Genomic DNA, 22,792 nt, shown 5'->3' on the forward strand with positions numbered 1-22,792 from the left:
TTTCATCTGCTATGATGTGGACATTGTCCATGTTGATCATTGAAAAGTACATATTAAGGTGGAACTCGGTGAAAAAGTCACGTATCGAGAATTCTATACCATATAACTAGTTAGTGGGGGCGACGCTTAAAATCCACTTGTGACTTCGCAAAGTAAGAACAGCACAACATGTGTAAGGTTGTTGGAATGAGCCAAAAACCAACAGAAATGAAAAAGAGTATTGAGTTACCAGCGCTCTGTGAAGGAGCAACCGACTGGTAAAGATCCCTTTTTTTCGACAACGTAAACAATAAAAATCCAGGGTTGATCTTATTTTTCTTACTAAGATCAACCTTTTTATATTTTGTCACAATTGTCTGTAGTCTATTGTAAACGGTAATGAGGAAAATGTGTACATCATAGCAGATGAAAACAAGTGTAAATTGAAGGAAAATGCAGTATAATTAAAAATAAGGACGGTGATCAACGTGAATAAGAAATTTGCAGCGACTCTCTTAACTATTACAACAGTCGTTATTGTTGGAACAACACATACTGTTTTAGGGTCAGAACAAAAGCAAGCGAGCTTAGTATCAGGCATAGCTAGAACAGAAATTATTCAAGAAAAAATAAATACAAACAAAAATAACTTACAGTTAATCCATCAAGCAAAAGAAGAACTTAGTATTGCAGAAGAACTTTTAGATAATGAATCCCTAAATAGTGCAAACGAAAAAATTAACAACGTTCCTCCCTTCATTCGTAAGTTATTTACAATAGAATTTAATGAGTTAACAGAAAAAAAAGAGGCAATGGATGAACAAAAACGTATTGCAGAGGAAAAGGAACTAGCGGCAGCAAAGCAAGCTGAACAAGATGCACAAGTTAAGAAAGAAGCAGTACAAACGGACACAAGCGTTGCATCATCAACCGTTACTCAATCAAAAACAAGCAGCAACACGAACACAACAACAAAGAAAAAGAGTACGCAATCAGGTACAAGCAGTAAAACGCCTGACACAAAAGAAACAACTGCATCTAAAGAATCGACAACAACACCCAAGGAACCAACACCTGAAGAATCAACAACCAAAGAATATTCATCACCAACAGATGCTAGGAAAACAGGCGAAGGTGAAATAAAAAACCATGGTGGTACTGGTAACTCAGGAAGAACTTATGAAGAGTGGACTTTTACGGTTCCGTCTGATTGGGATTAAATCTTAATATAGTAACTAGTTATTATAAATCAAGTCTAGAGATATTGGGGCAACCCTATGTCTGTAGACTTTTTTGTTTGATGAAAATTTAGAGAGGAGAATTATATTAGTGAAAACACGAAAAGAACGATTAGTAGCTTTATGGATAACCATTCTTCTGTGTTTGCAGGTTATTATTTCGCCGTTAGCCGTGTTTGCGGATGCTGACAATAAAGAGACACCAGTTGATCAGAATGGCGATGGGTTCATTTCTGATGATGAATTACTTGAAGTGACCGAAGAAGAATTAGATACACAGTCATTAGCTGTTAATGAGAAGGGAGAAGTGTTGTATAACGGTGAACCTCTTTACGTCGGTGGCAGCAGTGAAGAAGTTCCAGTAACTCTAGATCGTTTGATGCAAGAGGGGGTGAAGCAAAAATTAGTAACCAAAAAAGAGAGTGCCGGTTTACTTTCCGATTTCTTTTTGGCAATTGCTAATTGGATATCCCCTACGCTTGTTCAAGCATCAGATGCGGTGCCAAACATTCGCTACAACGGATCTGTTTCTTATAGCTATTCAACTGTTGGCGATTTTACCATTGATGGACGGCAGGCTTTTTGCGCAGAACATGAAGACTCATCTCCACCCACAGGCACACCATTTAACTCTTTAAAACCATATGATAACGAGAAGATTCAAAAAGCGTTATACTATGGTTGGGGAGGACCTGGCAACCTCTTTTCTAGTCGAAATGAAGGTATCGTTGTGACATCCTTAGTTTTATCAACCATTTATTCTGGTACTACTTCAGGTAGAAACTATCAAGGGTATAAAAATTTGATGGACAAAGTAAACAATGGTTCAGTACCGGATACGGATGTTAGTTTATCCGACACTAATCTTTCAGTTAGTGTAAAGAACGGAAAGCAAGTTTCTCAATCGACTACCTTTCAATCAGATAATAGCAACAGTATTACAATTAATTTGCCATCCGGCGTGACGCTAGTCAACGAATCTACTAATAAATCCTTTACTGGTTCGGCGACAATCAAGGGTAATCAGAAGTTTCATTTAGAAGCTTCCTTGTCTTATGACAAATCTTATAGTTCAGGGAATCTAGCAGGTTCAATGGAAACATATCAACCTTTTCTAACAAAACCAAAATCGGGCGGTTATCAAGATTTAATTACAGCCAGGGCATATAAAGACCCTGCAAACACAACAAGTTTCAGTGTACCGTTCAAAGCACAAACAGTTACCATGACGAAGATTTACAAGGATGAATTTACAGGTAATACGATTGATAGTACCACATCCACGGTTACGATTGGCTCAACTTATCGCGCATGCGGGCCGAATGAATTAAGTTATCAAGGTTACCCGATGATAAAGAAAACTTGGTGTAGCGAAGGCACAGTGCCAAATAAAAATTTCACGAAGACTTTTTGGTACAATTCAGAACACACTTTAAAAATCAACTACTACAACGAGCATAATGGAAAATATATTAAGTCTCTTGGTGAATGGACGTATGAAGCCGGAGAAAATTACAGTAAAACGGTTGTAGATAGTTTTGTTTTTGGTAACAATGATACACTTTATAAATTTAGTGACACTGATAAAACAATCAGTGGGACGATGGGACGTGGAAATAAAACAATTAAGGTTAATTACTATCCGCATCATGATATTGCTGTTACATGGAAAAACAGATACGCAAATTATGATGTATTTAAGAAGGATGAATCAACTGAAAAAGTTGGTCATGATTACAGTTATGATCAACCTGACACATTTACGAAAAATAGTTTAGTCTATGTAAGAGAAAACAACAATATTTTTTCAGGTCAATTAGGATATAGCGATAAATCACATACCTTTTATTACCGATTAAGACGAAATGTCACGGTCAATTATAAGGACATTAGAAATGGTGATGTGATTAAGGATGCTAAAAGTTATGATTTAGTACAGGGAAACACTTATTCAGAAAGCCCAGCGACAATCAAAAACAATAATTATACGTATCGATATGTCAAACATAGTGGTAGCTCAGAAAGTGGTACGATTGGAACGAGTGATGTAACGATGACCTATCACTATGATTTGCCGTTAGCTAAAGTGGGTTTGGAAAAAATTCAAATATATACGGCACCTAGTAGCAAGGGACTGCCAGTGAAAGTGAAGCTAAGTAAAGTGAATAATTATCAAGTTGCTGTTCCTGATATGACTGATTCAACTAAGTCCATCACAGTCGCACTATATCAAGGATCAACAAAGATTGATTCAAAAACATATGTTGCAAAGAATTTGCCGTATGATGTGTCATTCACTATTCCATCAAATGTTCTTAACAAGAATGAAAACAAGCCATATACCGTTAAATTTGAAGGTTATGACACTCATAATTGGGATGTCATTAACGGTCAAGGTGAAATAACTACAGACGGTTATACATCATCAGAGCGCACGATACAAGTTAATGCAGCTACAGATGATCACCTATCTTATCAAGGCGTTGTTATGACTGAAAGAGAAGTTGGAAACATGATGAAAGTCTTCTACGAAACATTAGATATTCCAATTGCTGAACTAGACCCGATCCGAACAGGATATGGATTTGAAATGCCAATCGATATGTCATATGAAAATGATTTAGGCAATGGTGGTACTGATTTTTCCTTTAATATGTTTGCCCCGATGGATATTGTCGATGATACCTACGTCGAATACGATACAAATGGCAGCATAGCAACTGTTCCATTAGAATTAACGAACAATGTCACTAGCACAGATAAAACAAGCTCTAAACAACTATTTGAACTACAACACATGAACGTTGAACGTATGACAGGTCACTTATTTACAGATCAACAAGTGGCTGCCAATGATTCGAGAATTGAAAAAGAGATTATATCAGGAGATCGTAAGTTTTATCTTCCGATTTGGGGATATGTCGGGAAATATGATTTTAATGTCGCATCAGATGAAAAAATAGGTATAAATCAAATTGCCGTAAACATTGATTATACGTTAGATGTTGTTGGTCATATGTATTTGCACATGGATTCACCAACAAAAGATAAAGATGCCATTCATTTTGAACCAATCAATAAAGATGATCCTTTTCCTAATGGCGTACCCAACAATTGGACAGATGAAGAAGTAGAAGCATTTTATTCCTGGTTAGAAAAGTAAGCAGAGTAAGGACAAGATGATTTAAAAGTCTTGTCCTTTTTGCATTTTTGAAAGGAGATGTGCATTTTGTTAGTAGCAAAATCAATAAATATTAATGAACTTAAGAACAATATCGATGAAACAAATATGCTAGATAAGTCTCAAAAAAATTTCTTAGAGAATCTTTTAAATATTGATTCATCCTTTCTCCATTATTCGTTTGGATTAGGTGATCATTCAAGTGTGAATTGGGATTTTATTTATACAGAGTTGAAAACATATGTTATTCCTATCTTCTTAGAAACAGATTGGACATATACTTACTCTCACACAGTATTTGATGAAACAGTTTTTATTGTAAATATAACTTTTTCTCAAGAACAAAAAATCGCTGATTTTTTAATTGGTTCAACTTATGAAAATGATAATAGGACCATTTTTAATCAACTTGAGATATATCTCACTGAAAAGAATGGGCGTCTTCTGAAAGGAGTTAATAATGAATTTAATCGAAAATAACTATATTATCCTATTTCTATTACCTTTAGTTGGCCTTGTCCCTGCTGTTTGGTTGTACGCTAAAGCTATACAATCAGAAATGGAAAAAGAAAGAGCAAAATATACATTATTTATAATATTAATAGCGCTATCCTTCTTAATAATATTATTGTTATACACTTTTCATTAATTATTGAGGGTAATTTAGGTATTACTTTATAAAGGGAGGAAATCAACGTTGATTAAAGATTCTATCTCTATGGTTGGTTTATTTTATATAGCGATGGTGGCGCTAATGCTTTTGTTCACAGCACAACGGGAAGGAATCAATCATGATGCAGTTGTGTCGGCTATGGTAACATCTGGGCAAGTGTCCACAATGCAAGGATTGGACAACAGTGCACGGACGACAAGTGATGCGGTATTTATATCAACCAATCAATTTGAAGAACAGTTTGAAAAAACGTTCGCATCTAACATGAATGTTGATATTGATATCAGTAATATATCGTATGATTATTTTCAGGATAACGGTGATATTAAAGCTGTGAAAATCATTGTTAGCAGTCAAGACGGACAAGAGTATACTACATTTTTAAGACAAAATTTCTATGAATTGGAGTGATTGACTTGGTAAGTCAAGAAATATTACAGGAAATCAAGAATGATCTAAAAGAGTATCATTCAGAACTTTATTTAAAATCTTTCGTAGATATGGATTCGAGAGACATACTAAAGCGCATTGTTAAAGAAAAACATCAAACAATTTTAAAGGATGAAGAACGATTAAATTATGTCGTATCCGAAATCGTTGGGTTAGGTGTAATTGATGACATCATAAGTAAGGATGAAACAGTAACGGATGTCAGTTATAACGGAACTTCTTTAATTGTTGAAACACCAAATGAGAAGTATGAACACGAAAGTGTTATTGAAGAAGATTATATTAATCAAATTATACAAAAATTCGCTAATGCAGTAGGAAAGGAATTTACACCTAAGTCACCAATTCTTGATGCCGCACTTAATAATCTTAGAATCAATGCTGTTCATCGTTCTATCAGTAGTTACGGTACGACAATGGCTATCCGTGTGAGTCGTCCTGTATTGGCGCTAAACCATAGTAATTTTGAAAACTTTGCTCCTGAGTATATGTTGGAATTCTTCGAAGCAGCTGTTACATCAAGGTGTAACATTGTTATTGCAGGCGAGACAGGAACAGGGAAAACAGAACTTCAGAAATTCTTAACAAGTTTTATTCCCTTTGATGAGAAAATCGGATGGATTGAAGATACTTTAGAGGGCCATGTAAAAGAATTATTTCCTGAAAAGGATATTATTAGCTGGCTAGTCACACCAAGTACTAATCATTCTACGTTAATTAAAGCCATGTTAAGAAATAATCCGACGTGGATCAATGTTTCCGAAACAAGGGAAAAAGAAGCCTATGAAATGATTCAAGCCGTATTAAGTGGGCACCATATGATTACTAGCGCACATACAGTCAATGCGCGAGCTATACCGACTCGATTTATTAATATGGCCAAGATGGGGTACGTCGTTGATGAGAAATCATTAGAAAGAGATATTTATAGATATTTTCAGTTGGGCGTATTCATCAAAAAGAAACGTATTAAAGGAAAAATGATACGATTTCTATCTGAAGTTGTTTTCTTTTTAGATGGTGGAAAATGCCACACGATATTTGAAACAATTGAAGAAAATGATACACTCAATCATCGCTTTCATACATTACCGATTGAATTTACTAATCGATTAAAAGAATTCAATATTCAGCTAAGTGACGTGTTACGCATGAATGAACCAATGACAGTATAATAGATGGGGGTAAGAGAAGTGGCAAAGAAAAAAAAGAAAATTTTTAACATTGATGAAATCAATGCTTATAGAGTCGCATATGGAAATCCAATTGAACGGAAAGATATTATCAAATCGATAATCTTTCCGTTTTTTATATGCGCTCTTTTTGTCTTCATCCTATTCTTTAAATGGTGGCTAGCTGTTATTGCAGGTTTTATAGGTGTGGTGTATGCATTCAGCTATACGATTCCTCAAAATGAACGAAGAATTTATGAGTTGAAGTCATTTAAAGAACGCAACAAGTTTGTAAACAACATGACACAGATTCTAACGAATGCGGATCGCACAGTCTTACAAGCGATACAGATTGTATCTGATCGAGCAGAAGGAGAATTCAAACAAGAATTAATGATTCTGCAATCTGATTTAATTGAGGGGTCTAGAGAAATAACATTGCGAGCTTTCAAGCGTTTGGAAGAAAAATATCCTAGCGATGTAATGTTTGCACAGTATATCGAGCAACTTACGACGGCAACTTTAGAAGGCAGAAACAATTTAGATACATTAAAAGATATCAAGTCGTATCACAATATGATTAAAGATCGGCAAAACTCATTTTTTATATCCAAAAAAGAAAAACATAAAGAATTTAATTTCATGGTTAAAGTAGCATTGGTATTTATAGGTGCTATTATCTTTTCTTTTGGCTTCCGACAATATATCGATGTATTCGCTAACGGTATTATTGGTTGGGTGACAGCGAGTATCTATTTAGTTGCTGTTATGTTTATCTACCATTCTTTTAATCAACGAATGGCAGATGATAGTGTACTGGAGGTAAATGTATGACAACGATGGAAAAAGTTTATCATCGATTAGCCGAGAAAGACCTTAGAAAAATGCTGCATCGCATGAGATATAGTGAAGATAAATTTTATGAGATACAAAAGAAAAGAGTCATTCGTGGTGCGCTGATGCTGCTACTAACTATATTTTTAAGTTTATTTTCTTGGGTATATGGTGTGTTTGGTTTGATATTGACCGTTGTGCAATGGATGAGTCAATATCGATCAATTAAAGGTAGTTATCGAAATTTTATATTTAAGCAACAATTAAACTTTTCTAAATTTGCAAGAATGCTAATTCCTTATCTTTATGAAGATGGAGCAACCTTATACAGTGTATTTAATCGCTTATTAAATCGACTAGAAGAAAGCTATGTAAAGCAATGTTTAGAACGATTAATTATAGACATGAATAATCATCCGAATTCTGCTATCCCATTCAAAGAATTTGGAGAGACAGCATCAGGAACAGATGAAGGTGTTTTATTTATGCATACATTGCATGATTATCAACAGAACAGTTTTGACCGTAGTATCATTCAAGAACTTGGCCGCATGGCAAGCGAAGACTTGTTTAAGGGAATAGATGAAATTATTACTTTTAAATTAAAAAAATTCAATCTGTTTCCCACTAAATTAACAATGATTAATTTAATCATCGCTATGGGCTATATGTTTTCTGTATATAGTCACTTATTTAAAGATCTCTTACCTAAGTAACATTTTGAAAGGATTTGATTAAATGATAGAAGGTAGTGTTATGAACGTCGGAAAAATATATATGACTATGTTATTAGTTGCACTGATTGTAACAATATCTGTCTTTCTTTTCCATGTTCAGCAATCCAATCATTTTAAGCAGTATATAAATTATCAGATTGAACGTTCCGGTGGACTCACATTGGATACGATAGACAGAATTAACCAATATAGCGAACAAAATTTTAGCGGTGTTTTTTCTTTAGATGATTCTCAACAAACAGAAAAAAAACCATATGGCGAAACTGTTGAATATCAAGCGAATGTAAGTATTAAGTTTCTATTTTTAGACTTCGATATTGTTGAGTTACCAATTTCAGGGTCTGCAATATCTTTAGTTAGATAAACAATTTGAAGGAGGTGTTATTCATGTTAGATCAAAACACAGATCGCTCAGGGTGGGCGATGGTGGCCCTTGTAGCATTAGGGATCACTGTGGCAATCGTTAAAGTATCATCAACAGAAATTGGTACTTTAATTACGGATCAAATTAAAGCTTTATTTTTAAATGTATAAAACAAAATCTAGTTAATAAAAAGGAGACGATAAAATGTTAGATCAAAATACAGACCGTTCAGGGTGGGCGATGGTGGCCCTTGTAGCATTAGGGATCACTGTGGCAATTGTTAAAACATCATCGACAGAAATTGGTACGTTAATTACAGATCAAATTAAAGTTCTGTTTACTGGTTGATGATTTTCATTGCTTGTTAATCCACAGTCAATTACCCACCACTTAAACGCTAACGCGTTTTGAAGTGGGGCTTGCAAAAGCTCTAATTGTCTAGCCTAAGTCTTTCGAGGACTACGTTAGAAAAGTGAATACGGCTTTGTATGATTCCCTAGTACATTTTGTCGTTCAGGCGCTGTAACAACTCTGAGAGGTAGGAGTGGTCAACCTGTTGCACGAAGCTTTTCTAACATTGGCGAAGGGAAACTAACCCTAAAAGGAGGGCGAATCTTGAGAGTATTCGTCAAATCCATGCGAGGGTTCAATTTGGACCCTTGCAAAAACCAAAAAGCAAGACAATTACTCAAAGAAAAGAAAGCCAAAATTATAAGTTACAAACCTTTTACGATTCAAATGTTGATTGCGACGGGTGAGACAACACATGAATCGCATGTCGGTATTGATTTAGGCGCTAAGTACACAGGTGTTGCGATAACACAAGAAGACAGAGTCTTAGCAAAAGGCGACATTGAATGTCGCCAAGATATAAAGGCGCTACTTGAAACTAAAAAAATCTACCGAAGGAGCAGACGCTCTCGTAAAACACGTTATAGAAAATGTAAATGCAAACATAAAACAACGCGTGTTTACTCAAACAAGAAAGGGAAATGGGTTAAGAAAAAAACATCTTTCACAAGCCCCAGACCCAAAAGCTGGCTACCACCAAGTCTTGAAAGTCGTACACAAAACTTATTCTTTTGGATTGATACATTCACTTCCCTTTTACCGAAGGTAAAATTGCATATTGAAGTTGGAAAGTTTGATGTCCAAAAGATGAAAAGTCCAGACATTCAAGGAAAAGCCTATCAAGAAGGGGATACCTTTGGGTATCACGATGTCCGTTATTTTGTTTTTGCTCGTGATCACTACACCTGTCAAGTGTGCAAGAAAAAAGGAAACATTCTTAACACGCATCATATTATCTATCGAAGCCACGGCGGAAGCGACGCACCTTCAAACTTAATTAGCGTATGCACAGATTGTCACACAAGCGACAATCATAAAAGAGGTCGCATTCTTTGGCACTGGATGGAGAAAAGAAAAAAAGTACCAACGTATAAAGAACCGCCATTCATGAATGCCTTAAGAATACGCACGTTTCGTAGATATCCTGATGCTAGAATCATCTACGGTTCTGAAACAACGCCAAGAAGAAAAGAACTTCATCTAGAGAAGACACATTATAATGATGCGATTGCCATATCAGGCATTCAACATATCAAAGAAAATCCACATACGATATTTTATATCAAGCAATTCAGAAAGAAAAAACGTTCTTTACACGAAGCGACAGCTAGAAAAGGTCGGAAGAACAAGAACCTAACACAAAAACGCAACAAAAAAAATACAAAAGAAATGAAAGGTATTCATTTGAATGACACTGTACGCATTTTTGGAAAAATCGGCTTTGTTAGCGGATTTACCACCACTGGTATTTATATCAAAGACATCCACAATGCCTATATCACAAAACCGGGAAAGACATACAAACAAGTCGGTTTCAAAGATGTGACAGTGGAAAATCATAACAACAATTGGCAATTCATCTCCCACCTAGCTCCTGACGGAGCTTGAGGAAGGAGACTTCTTGCCTAAGTTCGTTGAACGCTTTTATAAATGAAGCTATATTTTAAAATCAGAATGGAGAATGACACATGAAAAAATTTCTACTTAAAAAGACTTCTAAAATAATATTAGCAATAGGTTTTCTATACTTTATTTTATTACCAGAAGTAAGTTTTGCAGCATCGACATCACAAGTGAAGACGAAATTAAATAGTGGTTTTACAGCTATACAAGGTGTTCTAACAGGTGTTGTTGTTGTTATTGGTGTAATTGCAGCCATTAAAATTTTCCTTAAATACATGCCTTCTTTAGATGATCCGCACAGCAAAAATGAAATGTGGAAATCTATCGGTGGTGTAGGCGTTGCGGTTGGTGGCGCAGCAGCAGCCGTGTGGCTTGTACCGTGGATTTTTTCACTCTTCCAGTAATCATAGCGAATGGGGAGATAAAGATGTCAGATGTTAATGATGTAAAAGCAAGTTTACTAGAGTTGTTAAATGAAGGTCGAGAGAATCAACGCAAGTGGTTTTTCCCCCGAAATGTAGATAGTCGTTATAAATTAATTGCTAATCTCACATTAGGTGAGATTGTTAAATATTTCATCCCTGCACTAGCTTTAGTTGCAGGGATTTGCTTTATACCGCCTTATAATAGCGCCATTCTTTGGATAGTAAAATCTGTTTTTATTGTACTAATTCTACTTGTGCCAATGGTTTATGTTATGTATCGGCCAGTAAAAGGACGAGATAATATTCGTACGAAAGACTTTATCAAAGAATATGCAATGTTCCAACAAAAACAAAAAGTGTATTACAAAGAACCGAAAAAAAGACCGTGGGAGGTTGATCCGTCATGAGTGATAAATTTATAGATGAATTAAGCCCAATCGGCGGTGTGTATTCAGATTTTATCTATATGAAAGATAATCGGTTGATTTCTATTATTAAAGTGCAGGGGTTTAACGTAGATATGTTATCATCCTATGATCAGAACGCATTATTTGATGATTATGGTACATTCATTGCACAAAATGCACACTACCTACCGCAAACTGTATCAAAAACTGTTCCTATTAGGTTGGAAGATTACATTAAAAATTGGAAGAAAGTTTATGTCATGTCTGAAAAAGAAACGCAAACCAATGAAGAATTACGACAACTGAGGGCAAGCTATTTGGCAGAATATCAAAAAGTAGAATCGAATGTAAAGATGGCCAAGAAAGAACATTTTATGGTCTTGAGTGAGGATATCAAAAATCCAACAATTGAATTTTTAAAAGCAGCTGAACAAAACTTACGAGCAAAGACAGACGAGGTTAAACGGTCTTTAGGTGATTTCCTTGAAGGATATACATCGAATATTACTGTTTTAAGTAGTTATGAGGCGAAGAAATTACTTCACCAATACTTAGATTATGAAATGTCTATGTTTGGATAGAGAGGAGAATAAAATTTGGGATTACTAATGCCATCAAAAAAGAAAAGTAAAACACAAAAAACAACAAAGAATGAGATAAAGTCACTCATTGATCAAGAATCTTTGGAAAGTATCTATCCATTTGTCTTTGAACTAAATAGAGAATACATTGCATCGAGTGGAAATTACATTAAACCTTACGTCATTTTGACGTATCCAAGTGAACCGACAGGAAATTGGCTTTCCCCCCTAAAAAAATTAAAGGGGAATATCACGATTAGTCAATTCCTTGAACCTGCTAATGGGGAGGTCTTAAACAGTTATTATAACGAAACAATTAAGAATAAAGAAGCTGAATTATTAAGAACAGTTGATTATCAAATGCAACAAAAGATAAACCGAGAGATTAAAACCGCAAAACAGCAATTAGAGCAGTCGTTAGATGAAAAAAGTGCGTATGTTTATTTATACACATACATACTACTTCAAGGTACGTCTGAAGCCGAATTAAAGGCCTTAGAAGAAAATTTAAACCGCATCTTATTAAAACTACACGTTAAAGCTATTACGCCTTACAGACGCATAGATGAGGCATTCTGGTCAACGCTCCCAATCCAGCAGAACTCTTTAAAAGAATACACGTACTATATGACGAATTCAATGAGTGCCAGTTCTTTTTTTCCTTATGATGATAATGAAATTTGTGATATCACGTCAACTTCAACATTAGAAGGGATTAATAAAGAAACGGACAGTTGGATTTCGATTGATTATAAAAACAAACGAAAAACACTTAATCGTGGGAAAGTTGTGATTGGTACTTCCGGTGTTGGGAAGACGACTTATATGTGGTCAATTTTATTAAAGAAGCTCGCTTTAGGTGAAGATCAGATTTATATTATTGATCCGGAAAATGAATACAGCGAAAAGGTTCGGAAATACGGCGGAACGGTCATTGATTTATCAAGTGTCAGTTCAACGATCATTAATCCATATCAAATTTTTTCATCGGTATTAGATGATGAAGAAAATAATCACAGTATTCATGAAGATTTAAGCGAAGTGGAAGTTGAAAACTTAATTAAGCAACGGATTCAACGGTTAAAAGGGTTTCACAAAGTATTAAAACCTGATATGAACCAAGAAGAAATATCAATTATCTCGTCGGAGTCAAAAAAACTTTACGATACGTTCCGGTCAGTTAAAAATCTTAATGTAATGGAAAATACAGATTGGCCAATTTTAGAAGATTTATATAATCGCTTGAGCGAGATGAAAAGTCATGATCCAAGTAAGTTTAAACGTGTTGAAAGTTATTATTATATTTTAGAAGACTTTGTTCATGGATCAAGTACGTTATTCAACGGACATACGAATATTGAGTTAAATACAAAGGTTGTGTCCTTTAATCTAAAGCCACTTCAAACAGAAAAAGACGTACAAAGCGCTGCTTATCTCAACACATTTTCTTATCTTTGGGAGATTATCACAGCTGATAAAACACAGTCTTGTGAACTTTTTTGTGATGAATTCCACTTCTTATTATTAAATGAGGAAAGTGCTGATTTCTTCTTTCAAGCCTATAAACGGTTTCGGAAGTACAATGCAGGGGCGACAGTCACCACCCAACAAATTGAAGATGTATTGAACGCTCCTAAAAATACGGGCGCTGCCATTATCGGTAATAGCTTTACAAAGATATTTTTCGGATTAGAAGGACGAGAAGTCGATGTATTAAAGGAAAAATTAAAACTTCCCTTCAGCGAAAAAGAAATAGGTTTCCTGAAGCGTCAAACACAGGGGGAAGCACTCATTAGTTATGGTAGCCAACGAGCGTTTTTAAAAGTTGTTCTAACGGAAGAAGAAAAGCGCATCTTGAATCCTGAAGAGTATGAACGTACAACGGGTAAAGATGCACGAATACAGCCTGATTGGTCAAGTAAAGTATTCCTTACACAAAATGAAATATTTGAAATTGAAGATTTAATCGATAAGGAGGTGCGACTGAAACGATGAAAAAGATTACGACTATTGATAACTTAACGTTTTATGTTAGTGGGTTATCTTATAAAGTTGAGGTCAACGAATCAGATACAACGGCAAGATCAATTGAAGATTTAGAAGACCTTGAACGTATTCATCCTGCTTATGTGGAATTAGACAGTGTTAGTCGTTCAGATCAGAAATACCATTTAAATTATGAACTTCCGGAAGGCTATCAACCATTCACTCATGCGAAAAAGTATAAAGTGGTATCAAAACTACAGCTCATTCAACGGCTGTTAGCATTTGATCCTTTAGGTGACGGAACAAAAACATATTTAGATTTGAATAATGTCTTTTTCAAAGGGTTTAAAGAAATTAAAGTATTATATCGTTCAAATGGGCACTTACCTTATCACGGTATTACCCCTTTAGAACAGTATAAATTGTTTGCACTAGGGTTAATCAGTGAAAAGTTCACTTATAAAAAATATGTGGTGAACAAAGATTTATTGTTAAAAAAAGAAGATGAACATTTATTGTATCGTATTAATGCAGCGCAAACCGTTAGTGAATTAAAAACATTAATTAGTGAAGTGTTGGTTGATGAACAAGCTAAGTATCATGAAACAATAAAAAAAGAAGTCGATCAGAAACAATCTAAAAAAAGAAAATCGTGGGTGTTAAGAGGAGTTCTAACTATATCAATAGTTAGTGCTTTTTTCTTTGGCATGCAACAAGTTGAATCAGCATTGGCCGACGCTTATGAAGATGATTTATATCAATTAAATTTAGAGAATGAAATTTTACTCGCTGCATCATCTGGACAAGTAGAACAGGCGGCGGAATTGATGGAAGGACGAGGCGACGACCCGAAAGTCATCGCTCAATTATTTTTAGATACGGGCATGTATGATGAAGCCATCGCCTATGATGAGACGATGGAAGAAAACGTCATTGATCGTTTATATGAACTAGATCAAAAAGAAAAGATTTTAGGTTTGGCATCAGACTCAGAATTTATGGCCATTGAAAAGCAAATTGTGGAATATAATACCGATGTTCTAGATAATCAAATATCACTGATTGAAAACAAAGACACACTTAAACGTTTAGGTTTAGCGTACATTGAACATGAAGACTATGAGAAGATAGAACGATTACAACAATTTTTAGATGATCAAGAACTTAACCAGTATGTTGAGCGCTCATATTTGATGAAAGACATTACAGAAATCAATAGACAGATTTATGAGCTATCAGAAAATAGTGATGATCAAAACAGTGAAGAAATTGAAGTGTTGAACGAAACATTGAGAAGTAAACAACGAGAATTACTAGAAATTGAAGACTCTTTAGGGATTGATGTGCAATGAATCCAGTAGCTGTAAAAATTGCGATGCAAATTGCGGCGGAAGCCTATAAACATCGCAAAAAAATTATAATCACCATTTTTATTATGTTGATTTTTCTTTTCATTTTATTCACGGCTATTTTTAGTTCTTCAGATGAGTCTAGAAGCGACTACCCTAACATAAATGATGAAGTAATGGCTTTTCATCCTGTAGTAAGTAGTTTTGCAATGCAGTACGGTATCCCAGAGTATACAGACATAATATTAGCAATTATTATGATAGAAACAGAAGGCAAGCAACTTGATATTATGCAAAGCTCAGAGTCACTAGGATTGTCTGCCAACGCTATCACTGATCCTATTCAATCTATAGATGCCGGTGTTAAACACTTGTCTGAAATGATAAGCGATGCAGAAAAGAAAGGATTGGATTATTGGACACCTATTCAGTCGTATAACTTTGGTGGAGGATTTAATGATTATATTGAATCAAACGGAAAGCAATACACATTTGATTTATCATCAAATTTTGCAGCAAGTAAGTCAAATAACAAAGTTGTCCCCTATCAAAATCCTGTCGCCTCTTTCAATGGTTATTGGCGGTATAGCTATGGAAATATGTACTATGTTAAGTTAATTCAACAATTTATTGGTGGCGCAAGTGATATTGGTAATGTAGATGCAAGTCCTTTAGGCGGTGATAACTATCAGACGCTAATGAGTGAAGCTTTACGATATGATGGTTGGCCATATCAATGGGGAGGACAGAGTCCTGGAACGTCGTTTGATTGCTCGGGACTCACACAGTATGTCTATAATTCAATCAGCTACGGTTTACCACGAACAGCAGCTGAACAATATAATGCAACGATTCGAGTTGCAGAACCGCAACCAGGAGATTTAGTATTTTTTAAGGGTACCAATCCCTCACGTCCGGCTAATTCTATTACACACGTTGGTATTTATGTTGATCATAACCGTATGTTTGATGCATCATCATCAGGTATCGGCTATCATAGTTGGTCGAGTGGTTATTGGAGCAAACACTTTGCTGGATTTGGAAGAGTCCTTAAATAGAGGGAGTGAAACTAAATATGAAAGTGAAATTAATTATTATTTTAAGCGTTATAACAATGATATCATTATTTGCCAATCTTGTTATTTCCTTAAATTTAACACAAGCATTGTCTGAGAAAGATGATGCCATTAATCAATCTCAGAACTATGAAAAAAAGCTTGAAGAATTAGAAGGAAAAACAATACAAGAAAGTCGTCAAGAATATGTAAATGGTGATGCTGTTGAAAAATTGATTGAGTCTTTTTTTAGAACAAACTATGAATATGATCAATCGGGTTATAAAGAAAGAATTCCTAGCATCAAGCCATATGTCAGTGACGAAGTGTATGGCCAATTAACAACGGCGGGTGTTCCTGAAATACCTGGTATCGAATTCTCAAATACTATTGAAAATATTCAAATATATTCAACCGAAAAATCATCACATGTCGAGTCGCTTATTTTACTAGATACTACTTATCAGGTCGAGGGCTTTGATAACTCTGTCATAACCCAATTATTTAATATTCAGGTAAAGGGCGATGTAATTACTAAATTAGAACAAGTCGGTACATTTTCTAAGCTCTCGGAAAGTTAGGTGGATGAAATGAAATTTAAAATTATAATGGTAACGACATTGAGCCTATTGCTGTATGCAATGGTTCTTTTTTTATCTGGTATTTTACCTTTAATAGGTCAACATAAGACATCTTTTAACCAATCCATACTTCTTGAATACGCCATTGACTTAATGCGGCACCCATTTTCAAATGCTAAATCAATGATTATCAGTGGAAATCCCTTATTTATCATAGGTATGATTGCGGCTACAGGCGTTATTGTTTATATGATAGTTAAGATGTTTTCTAAAAAAGATTATGAGAATGTGGGAGAAAATTATGGGGTGCAAGGTTCAGCTCGATTTGCTAAGAATAAAGAGTTGTTTATTGATGAACAATTATGGCACCTTGACTCCAATTTGCTAAATAACATTATTGTAAATAATTTTAAAAAAGAATTGAAAGATGGTGAATGATATGAAGGAAGCGTACAGTGGCATTATTTCAGGTATCAAAGATGGTGAGTTACTTATTCAACATGAAGAAAGTAAATTAGCTAATCGTAATTATTATGTTGTAGGAGGGCCTGGTTCTTTTAAAACACAGTCGTTTGTTTTAACGAACATGGTCAATATAAGAGATTGTTCCATCGTTGTGACAGATCCGAAAGGCGAAGTTTATGAGAAAACAGCGAAGATCAAAGAAGCGCAAGGATACGAAGTCCGGGTGATAAATTTTAAGAACATGACAGCTTCAGATCGTTATAACCCCTTTGGTTATGTACGTAAGGACTTAGATGCAACGACAGTTGCAAATACGGTTGTCAGTGCAAAAAACGATCCAAAGAAAAAAGACATTTGGTTTAATTCTCAGCTTAGTTTACTAAAAGCACTGATATTATTTGCAAAGACTGAATTTCCACCAGAGAAACGCAATATGGAGGGTATCTTAGACTTTCTACAAGAATTTGATCCTGAAGCCAATGAAGACGGCGAAAGCGAATTAGACAATCAATTTATGGCCTTAGATTTAAGACATCCGGCTAGGCGTACTTACGAATTAGGATTTAAGAAATCACAACAAAACACAAGAGGAAGCATCATCATTAGTTTACTCACAACTATTGGTGATTACGTTGATGAAGAAGTATCAAACTTTACAAGTACGAACGATTTCTTTTTTCAAGACATTGGGAAAAAACGTATAGCACTATATGTATTAATCCCTACGATGGATAAGACCTGGGAATCTCTGATTAATCTATTCTTTACACAAATGTTTCAAGAGTTATACTTACTCGGTGATAATCATGGTGCAAAATTACCCGTACCAACCGTATTTTTACTTGATGAATTCCCCAACCTCGGACGTTTTAATGATTATGAAGAATTTTTAGCAACGTGTCGTGGTTATCGTATCGGATGTTGTACCATTCTTCAAAATCACTCGCAAATGGTTGATAAATACGGTCGAGATAAAGCTGAATCGATACTTGGTAACTGTGCATTCAAACTGTGCTTAGGTAATGTTAATGAAACATCGGCAACCTATTTTAGTAATCTGATGGGTAAAACAACCATCAAAGTTGATACAGGGGGTCATTCGGTATCGAAAGGAAAAACAGGTAGTTCATCCAGTTCTCATAATTACTCATATTCTCAAAGGTCATTGATGAATATGGATGAAATTTTAACAATGAAAGAAGACGAAAGTATTTTGATTATTGCCGGAAAGTACCCTATCAAGATGAAAAAAGCTTTTCAATTTAAGCTATTTCCTGGACTACTGGATCAATACACGGTGTCGCAACAAGATTATCGATATCATATGTCCGATGAAGCCAAAGCGTATTATGATAGCCTAAATGAAGCTTATAATAATGGTGTTAAGACAATAGAAGAAACACAATTGATTGAAGCACAAAACGCATCAGAAGACAGACAAACCCAAGAATTAGATAATGCAAAACGAATGATGTCGGTGTTGAGAAACGAGGTGGAGTAAATGGTTTCAGATTGGATAAAAGGGGAACTTAATGGTTTAATCGAAGACACTTTAAACGGTTGGATAGAAGAGTTCATGAATTTTATTTTATCACTCGTCAATGAGCTCGTTTTTAATATACCTGAGAATGACTTTGCAAACGATATAATTAATATTTTAACTTGGTTGACCAGTTTGGCTGCGGTTGTCGTTGTCGTTTATAAAATTATCGAGTACATCATCAATACATCAACAGGGACACAACAGTACCCTTTAGATGAAATTTTCGTTCGTGTGGGAAAAAGCGCAGGAGCTTTATTGGTTTTACCTTGGTTTTTGCGTTGGATGATCTTTGACGTAGCTTTTCCTTTATCCAACTATTTTGCGGCAGCAGGGACAGATTTTGATGGACAGGCCGGATTCACACTATTAAAAGCAGCCTTAACAGGTTTTTATACAGGGATGGGTGGAATTGTACTTGTTTTATTTTTAATCTTTTTCCTGGTTGTCTTCATTATGTTTCTTTATTCCGTTTGTGTATTTTATGCAGATATATTACTGATGCAAGTTTTTATCGCCCCCGTAGCTTTATCAATGATCGCTGATGATAATAACTTTATGCAAGTATGGTGGAGAGAATTGTTATCACAAGTGTTATCACTATTAACAAAACTCTTTCTCATGACGCTCATTATTAACACTTTATTTACAGGTGAAGGTAATATGATGCTAGCGATTGGGGCGGGAGCACTTATTATTAAAAGTCCATCTATACTAAAACATATGTGGTATGGCGGTGGCGGCGCACGTGCGACAACAAGAGGTATTGGATCAAGTGGATCAATGGCTACACGTGTTATGATACAAAAGTTAATGAAGTAGGGGGTAACAAAGTTGTATTTGATAGAGTTTAAAAACATCAATCATACAGACGATATATTCTCTTTCGGTAAATACCTCACATTTACTAGGGCAAATGAGATGCTTTTAGAAGCTGTTAATCGATATAAGATTAAAGGCAAGAAGTCTAAAATCGGTTATAAAATTATTGAACAAGAATCCAAAGATATTTTATTTAACTCTCGCATCATCATTAATGGTGATATCGAGAGTCTTTTTAATATCATTTTAAATAATAAGGGCATAGATATAGACATTAAAAACTATGTTAAAAACGTTTCTGATGAAGCAATTATAGAAACAAGTATTAATATCCCTGAAGCGAAAAAACAAAAAGAAAAAGTTAATGATCTACGTGAAGAAAAAGAGCAATTAGTTACTTTACTTAGAGAACAAGAAAAAGAGTCTAGTAATAGGGAGTTAGAGCATCAAGAACAATTAAATAGACTAAAGCAAGAAATCGATCAAATTAAACAAGTTGTGGATAGCAAGGGAAATGAAGAACAAAAGTTAGAACAGGACCGTCTTAATCAGATAAAGGCATTAGAGGAAAAAAGATATCAACTTGAGCAACAAGCTCAAGAAAAAAGAAATGAAGAAAAACGAAAAAGAGAGCGTCATGAAAAAACTTTAGCTGAACTTGAGAAACAAAAAGAACTAGCTGAGGAAGAACTATCAACTTTAAATGAACAAGTAGAGATGTCTGAGGTTGAACGTAAAAAAAGACGACTAGAGCTTGAAGAACAACAACGGGAGTTAGAAAGAAGTAAAGAACTAACATTAAATCAAATGACATTAGAGGAAGCAAAAGTAGATGCAGAATTCCCTTTAAACAATTCTAAAAAAGAAGCACCACTCACACAAGCCGTTTCTGTACCAAACATTGAAGAAGAAGAGCAAAATAAATGGATTATTTTTTCGAGAAAAGCATGGGGAATAGCGAAAAAAATTACTCGATATATATTTATTAATAGCAAAAGACGTTTACGAGTGCATCGACAGAATAAACGAAAAAAGAAAGCTTTTGATGAACAATTACAGAAAGCGAAGATAGCATTCTTAAAGGAAATTCAGCAAGATAAAAAGCATCGAGAAAGACAGATTACGAAAGCTGAAAGAGAACGTTTAAAGGATCAGATGGCTTATGAACGCAAAGAAGCTCGTTATTTGAGAGAGATAAAGAAAAAGAAAAGAAGTTTTCCATCAAGAACTATATTTAGAATGTTAATAATTCTTCTGTTGATCTATGTTGCATTTGATTTCTTCATAAACCGTGATAGCAGTTATTTAATGATTATCCAAGAGAGGGGAAAATCTGTATATTATTCATTAATTGAATCTATTTTTAGCCTATAAGGAGCATTCCTGTAAGGAACTAAATACGAGGGAAAATAAATGATTTTGAAGAATGCAAAAAAGAAGCCCCTTTGGTACGATAGTGAGTGTCATCGATGACCTCTAATTCAAGTACCGAAAGGAGACTTCTACAATGGATTTTACACAAAATCAACGCTTAATGCAAATCACAGAAAACACATTAATTATTGGGGTGGATATCGCTAAACGTAAGCACGTGGCTCGCGCGATTGATGATCGCGGTCGAGATCTTGTGAAACGCTTGGCGTTTGAGAATACACTCCCTGGCTTTAAAGACTTATTGACCTGGGTTGAAACACTCAGACATGTCGAACGACGCTCAGACGTTATTATTGGCATGGAACCAACAGGACACTATTGGCTGAACTTAGCTTATTATCTACAAGACCTTGGGTTTAAGGTTGTCGTCGTGAATCCGTTAAAAGTGAAGCGTTCGAAAGAGATGGACGATGATTCACCAACAAAAAACGATGCAAAAGATGCGAAGGTCATCGCACAATTAATCAAAGATGGCCGGTTCAACGAACCGACGTTACCAGAGGAGCTGTTCGCCGAATTACGTGAAGGTATGAAGTTACATGACATGATTCAGGAAGACTTATCATCGATCAAAGCACAAGTGCATAATCTGCTGGATCGCTACTTCCCTGAATTCCTTACGGTATTCAAAGACTGGACAGGTCGCTCGGCTTTGCATCTCTTAACAGAGGGATACTTCCCTGTGGATATTATCAACACATCGGAAGATGTGTTACTAGAAGAGGTCAACAAGGTAACGAAGCGTTCAGTAGGTATAAAGCGTATTCGCGCTTTGAAAACGGCCGCTGAAAATAGTGTAGGCATACGTGTTGGTTTAAAGATGGCACGTCAGGAAATGGCTTATCTTATGGATCAATATCATGGCTTGGCAGAACGATTAGCGTCACTAGAAAATGATCTCGTCACGCTTGTGATGGAGGTTCCAGGCGCAGAAGAAATGATGAATATCAAAGGCATTGGAGCGATGACAGTGGTGGCCTTCTTTTCTGAAGTTGGTGATATCACACAATACCGAGATCCACGCCAAATTATTAAACTAGCGGGACTTAATTTAAAGATGAACCAATCGGGCTTACACAAAGGGCGCACCTCCATTACAAAAAGAGGACGCAAACGACTTAGAAATATTCTTTATCAGGTTGCCATTCCATTAGCCAAGCACAATGCCGCCTTCAGCCAATTACATGACTACTATCGCACACGAGCCAACAACCCGTTAACAGGGAAACAATCCTTTATCGCCTTAGCTAGAAAACTAATTAAAATCTTTTATGTGATAGGCACACGCAAGTGTGCATTTGATCCACAACGCATGATGCAAGATATCCCATCATTACAGGGAATTCAGGAAGCTGCTTAAAAGAAAGTAAGTACACAAGATCAAAAAATAACGCTGATGACACACCGTTACATCTAAACAATTGAAGCACGGATTAGCCGGTCGATATTATTTCCATTAGGGCCTAGACCCACCAAAGGAGCATTTCCGGCATCCACCATGGAGAGGTTGAGCGAAGGAATTTGCGCACATAGATGCCGTGAGAC

The 22,792-nt window shown here is 35.4% G+C and carries 23 protein-coding genes; all 23 read left to right on the forward strand.

Annotation, left to right across the window (positions count from 1 at the left end):
• Positions 1-467 precede the first annotated feature (467 nt).
• The 23 genes from BM390_RS11625 to BM390_RS11730 all read left to right on the forward strand — a co-directional run bounded on the left by BM390_RS11625 (position 468) and on the right by BM390_RS11730 (position 22,607).
• On the forward strand, positions 468-1,199 hold the full coding sequence (locus BM390_RS11625; protein ID WP_089854935.1) for a hypothetical protein: 732 nt from the start codon (positions 468-470) through the stop codon (positions 1,197-1,199).
• A gap of 163 nt (positions 1,200-1,362) precedes the next feature.
• Entirely contained in the window at positions 1,363-4,380 is a 3,018-nt protein-coding gene (locus tag BM390_RS11630; RefSeq protein ID WP_143103179.1) for a thioester domain-containing protein, read from the forward strand.
• Between the two features lie 66 nt (positions 4,381-4,446).
• Positions 4,447-4,878, forward strand: a complete 432-nt coding sequence (locus BM390_RS11635; RefSeq protein ID WP_089854941.1) for a hypothetical protein — start codon at positions 4,447-4,449, stop codon at positions 4,876-4,878.
• 217 nt (positions 4,879-5,095) lie between these two features.
• Positions 5,096-5,482 carry a pXO2-26 family protein gene (locus BM390_RS11645; RefSeq protein WP_089854947.1) on the forward strand — a complete coding sequence of 129 codons (387 nt, stop codon included), beginning with the start codon at positions 5,096-5,098 and terminating at the stop codon, positions 5,480-5,482.
• Between the two features lie 5 nt (positions 5,483-5,487).
• On the forward strand, positions 5,488-6,696 hold the full coding sequence (locus BM390_RS11650; RefSeq protein WP_089854950.1) for a CpaF/VirB11 family protein: 1,209 nt from the start codon (positions 5,488-5,490) through the stop codon (positions 6,694-6,696).
• Positions 6,697-6,714: 18 nt separating this feature from the next.
• Entirely contained in the window at positions 6,715-7,527 is an 813-nt protein-coding gene (locus BM390_RS11655) for a hypothetical protein (protein ID WP_089854953.1), read from the forward strand.
• Positions 7,524-8,243, forward strand: coding sequence for a hypothetical protein (locus tag BM390_RS11660; protein ID WP_089854957.1), 720 nt, complete (start codon positions 7,524-7,526; stop codon positions 8,241-8,243). The genes BM390_RS11655 and BM390_RS11660 overlap by 4 nt, the downstream gene beginning before the upstream one ends.
• A 22-nt stretch (positions 8,244-8,265) precedes the next feature.
• On the forward strand, positions 8,266-8,628 hold the full coding sequence (locus BM390_RS11665; RefSeq protein ID WP_089854960.1) for a hypothetical protein: 363 nt from the start codon (positions 8,266-8,268) through the stop codon (positions 8,626-8,628).
• 23 nt (positions 8,629-8,651) lie between these two features.
• Positions 8,652-8,798: a hypothetical protein gene (locus BM390_RS15535; protein ID WP_177220720.1), complete on the forward strand. Its 147-nt coding sequence runs from the start codon at positions 8,652-8,654 to the stop codon at positions 8,796-8,798.
• Between the two features lie 34 nt (positions 8,799-8,832).
• On the forward strand, positions 8,833-8,976 hold the full coding sequence (locus tag BM390_RS15540) for a hypothetical protein (protein WP_177220721.1): 144 nt from the start codon (positions 8,833-8,835) through the stop codon (positions 8,974-8,976).
• 267 nt (positions 8,977-9,243) lie between these two features.
• Positions 9,244-10,587: an RNA-guided endonuclease IscB gene (gene iscB, locus BM390_RS11670; RefSeq protein WP_089854963.1), complete on the forward strand. Its 1,344-nt coding sequence runs from the start codon at positions 9,244-9,246 to the stop codon at positions 10,585-10,587.
• Between the two features lie 80 nt (positions 10,588-10,667).
• A complete protein-coding gene (locus BM390_RS11675) occupies positions 10,668-11,006 on the forward strand; it encodes a CagC family type IV secretion system protein (RefSeq protein ID WP_089854966.1) in 339 nt (112 codons plus the stop codon).
• Between the two features lie 23 nt (positions 11,007-11,029).
• Positions 11,030-11,434 carry a hypothetical protein gene (locus BM390_RS11680; protein WP_089854969.1) on the forward strand — a complete coding sequence of 135 codons (405 nt, stop codon included), beginning with the start codon at positions 11,030-11,032 and terminating at the stop codon, positions 11,432-11,434.
• Positions 11,431-12,015 (forward strand): TraC-like domain-containing protein, encoded by a 585-nt coding sequence (locus tag BM390_RS11685; protein WP_089854972.1) that lies wholly within the window; start codon positions 11,431-11,433, stop codon positions 12,013-12,015. Before BM390_RS11680 ends, BM390_RS11685 begins: the two co-directional genes overlap by 4 nt.
• A gap of 15 nt (positions 12,016-12,030) precedes the next feature.
• Entirely contained in the window at positions 12,031-14,010 is a 1,980-nt protein-coding gene (locus BM390_RS11690; RefSeq protein WP_089854975.1) for a VirB4 family type IV secretion system protein, read from the forward strand.
• Complete coding sequence (locus BM390_RS11695; RefSeq protein WP_089854978.1) at positions 14,007-15,353, forward strand: hypothetical protein; 1,347 nt, start codon at positions 14,007-14,009, stop codon at positions 15,351-15,353. Before BM390_RS11690 ends, BM390_RS11695 begins: the two co-directional genes overlap by 4 nt.
• Positions 15,350-16,408 carry a bifunctional lytic transglycosylase/C40 family peptidase gene (locus tag BM390_RS11700; protein ID WP_089854981.1) on the forward strand — a complete coding sequence of 353 codons (1,059 nt, stop codon included), beginning with the start codon at positions 15,350-15,352 and terminating at the stop codon, positions 16,406-16,408. The genes BM390_RS11695 and BM390_RS11700 overlap by 4 nt, the downstream gene beginning before the upstream one ends.
• A gap of 17 nt (positions 16,409-16,425) precedes the next feature.
• Complete coding sequence (locus tag BM390_RS11705) at positions 16,426-16,986, forward strand: hypothetical protein (RefSeq protein ID WP_089854984.1); 561 nt, start codon at positions 16,426-16,428, stop codon at positions 16,984-16,986.
• Positions 16,987-16,995: 9 nt separating this feature from the next.
• Entirely contained in the window at positions 16,996-17,424 is a 429-nt protein-coding gene (locus BM390_RS11710) for a hypothetical protein (RefSeq protein ID WP_089854987.1), read from the forward strand.
• Position 17,425: 1 nt separating this feature from the next.
• On the forward strand, positions 17,426-18,952 hold the full coding sequence (locus BM390_RS11715; protein ID WP_089854990.1) for a VirD4-like conjugal transfer protein, CD1115 family: 1,527 nt from the start codon (positions 17,426-17,428) through the stop codon (positions 18,950-18,952).
• Positions 18,953-19,813: a conjugal transfer protein TrbL family protein gene (locus BM390_RS11720; protein WP_089854993.1), complete on the forward strand. Its 861-nt coding sequence runs from the start codon at positions 18,953-18,955 to the stop codon at positions 19,811-19,813.
• Between the two features lie 12 nt (positions 19,814-19,825).
• Positions 19,826-21,187 carry a coiled-coil domain-containing protein gene (locus BM390_RS11725; protein ID WP_089854995.1) on the forward strand — a complete coding sequence of 454 codons (1,362 nt, stop codon included), beginning with the start codon at positions 19,826-19,828 and terminating at the stop codon, positions 21,185-21,187.
• 133 nt (positions 21,188-21,320) lie between these two features.
• Positions 21,321-22,607: an IS110 family RNA-guided transposase gene (locus BM390_RS11730; RefSeq protein WP_089854998.1), complete on the forward strand. Its 1,287-nt coding sequence runs from the start codon at positions 21,321-21,323 to the stop codon at positions 22,605-22,607.
• Positions 22,608-22,792 lie beyond the last annotated feature (185 nt).

Origin of the sequence: Halolactibacillus miurensis (assembly GCF_900116255.1) — a bacterium.
Lineage (GTDB): Bacteria > Bacillota > Bacilli > Bacillales > Amphibacillaceae > Halolactibacillus > Halolactibacillus miurensis.

Excerpts from the sequence above, each read along its gene's own strand:
- BM390_RS11660 (WP_089854957.1), top strand. The coding sequence starts at position 7,524 with ATGACAACGATGGAAAAAGTTTATCATCGATTAGCCGAGAAAGACCTT.
- BM390_RS11665 (WP_089854960.1), top strand. The coding sequence starts at position 8,266 with ATGATAGAAGGTAGTGTTATGAACGTCGGAAAAATATATATGACTATG.
- BM390_RS15535 (WP_177220720.1), top strand. The coding sequence starts at position 8,652 with ATGTTAGATCAAAACACAGATCGCTCAGGGTGGGCGATGGTGGCCCTT.
- BM390_RS15540 (WP_177220721.1), top strand. The coding sequence starts at position 8,833 with ATGTTAGATCAAAATACAGACCGTTCAGGGTGGGCGATGGTGGCCCTT.
- BM390_RS11675 (WP_089854966.1), top strand. The coding sequence starts at position 10,668 with ATGAAAAAATTTCTACTTAAAAAGACTTCTAAAATAATATTAGCAATA.
- BM390_RS11680 (WP_089854969.1), top strand. The coding sequence starts at position 11,030 with ATGTCAGATGTTAATGATGTAAAAGCAAGTTTACTAGAGTTGTTAAAT.
- BM390_RS11685 (WP_089854972.1), top strand. The coding sequence starts at position 11,431 with ATGAGTGATAAATTTATAGATGAATTAAGCCCAATCGGCGGTGTGTAT.
- BM390_RS11695 (WP_089854978.1), top strand. The coding sequence starts at position 14,007 with ATGAAAAAGATTACGACTATTGATAACTTAACGTTTTATGTTAGTGGG.
- BM390_RS11700 (WP_089854981.1), top strand. The coding sequence starts at position 15,350 with ATGAATCCAGTAGCTGTAAAAATTGCGATGCAAATTGCGGCGGAAGCC.
- BM390_RS11705 (WP_089854984.1), top strand. The coding sequence starts at position 16,426 with ATGAAAGTGAAATTAATTATTATTTTAAGCGTTATAACAATGATATCA.
- BM390_RS11710 (WP_089854987.1), top strand. The coding sequence starts at position 16,996 with ATGAAATTTAAAATTATAATGGTAACGACATTGAGCCTATTGCTGTAT.
- BM390_RS11715 (WP_089854990.1), top strand. The coding sequence starts at position 17,426 with ATGAAGGAAGCGTACAGTGGCATTATTTCAGGTATCAAAGATGGTGAG.
- BM390_RS11720 (WP_089854993.1), top strand. The coding sequence starts at position 18,953 with ATGGTTTCAGATTGGATAAAAGGGGAACTTAATGGTTTAATCGAAGAC.
- BM390_RS11730 (WP_089854998.1), top strand. The coding sequence starts at position 21,321 with ATGGATTTTACACAAAATCAACGCTTAATGCAAATCACAGAAAACACA.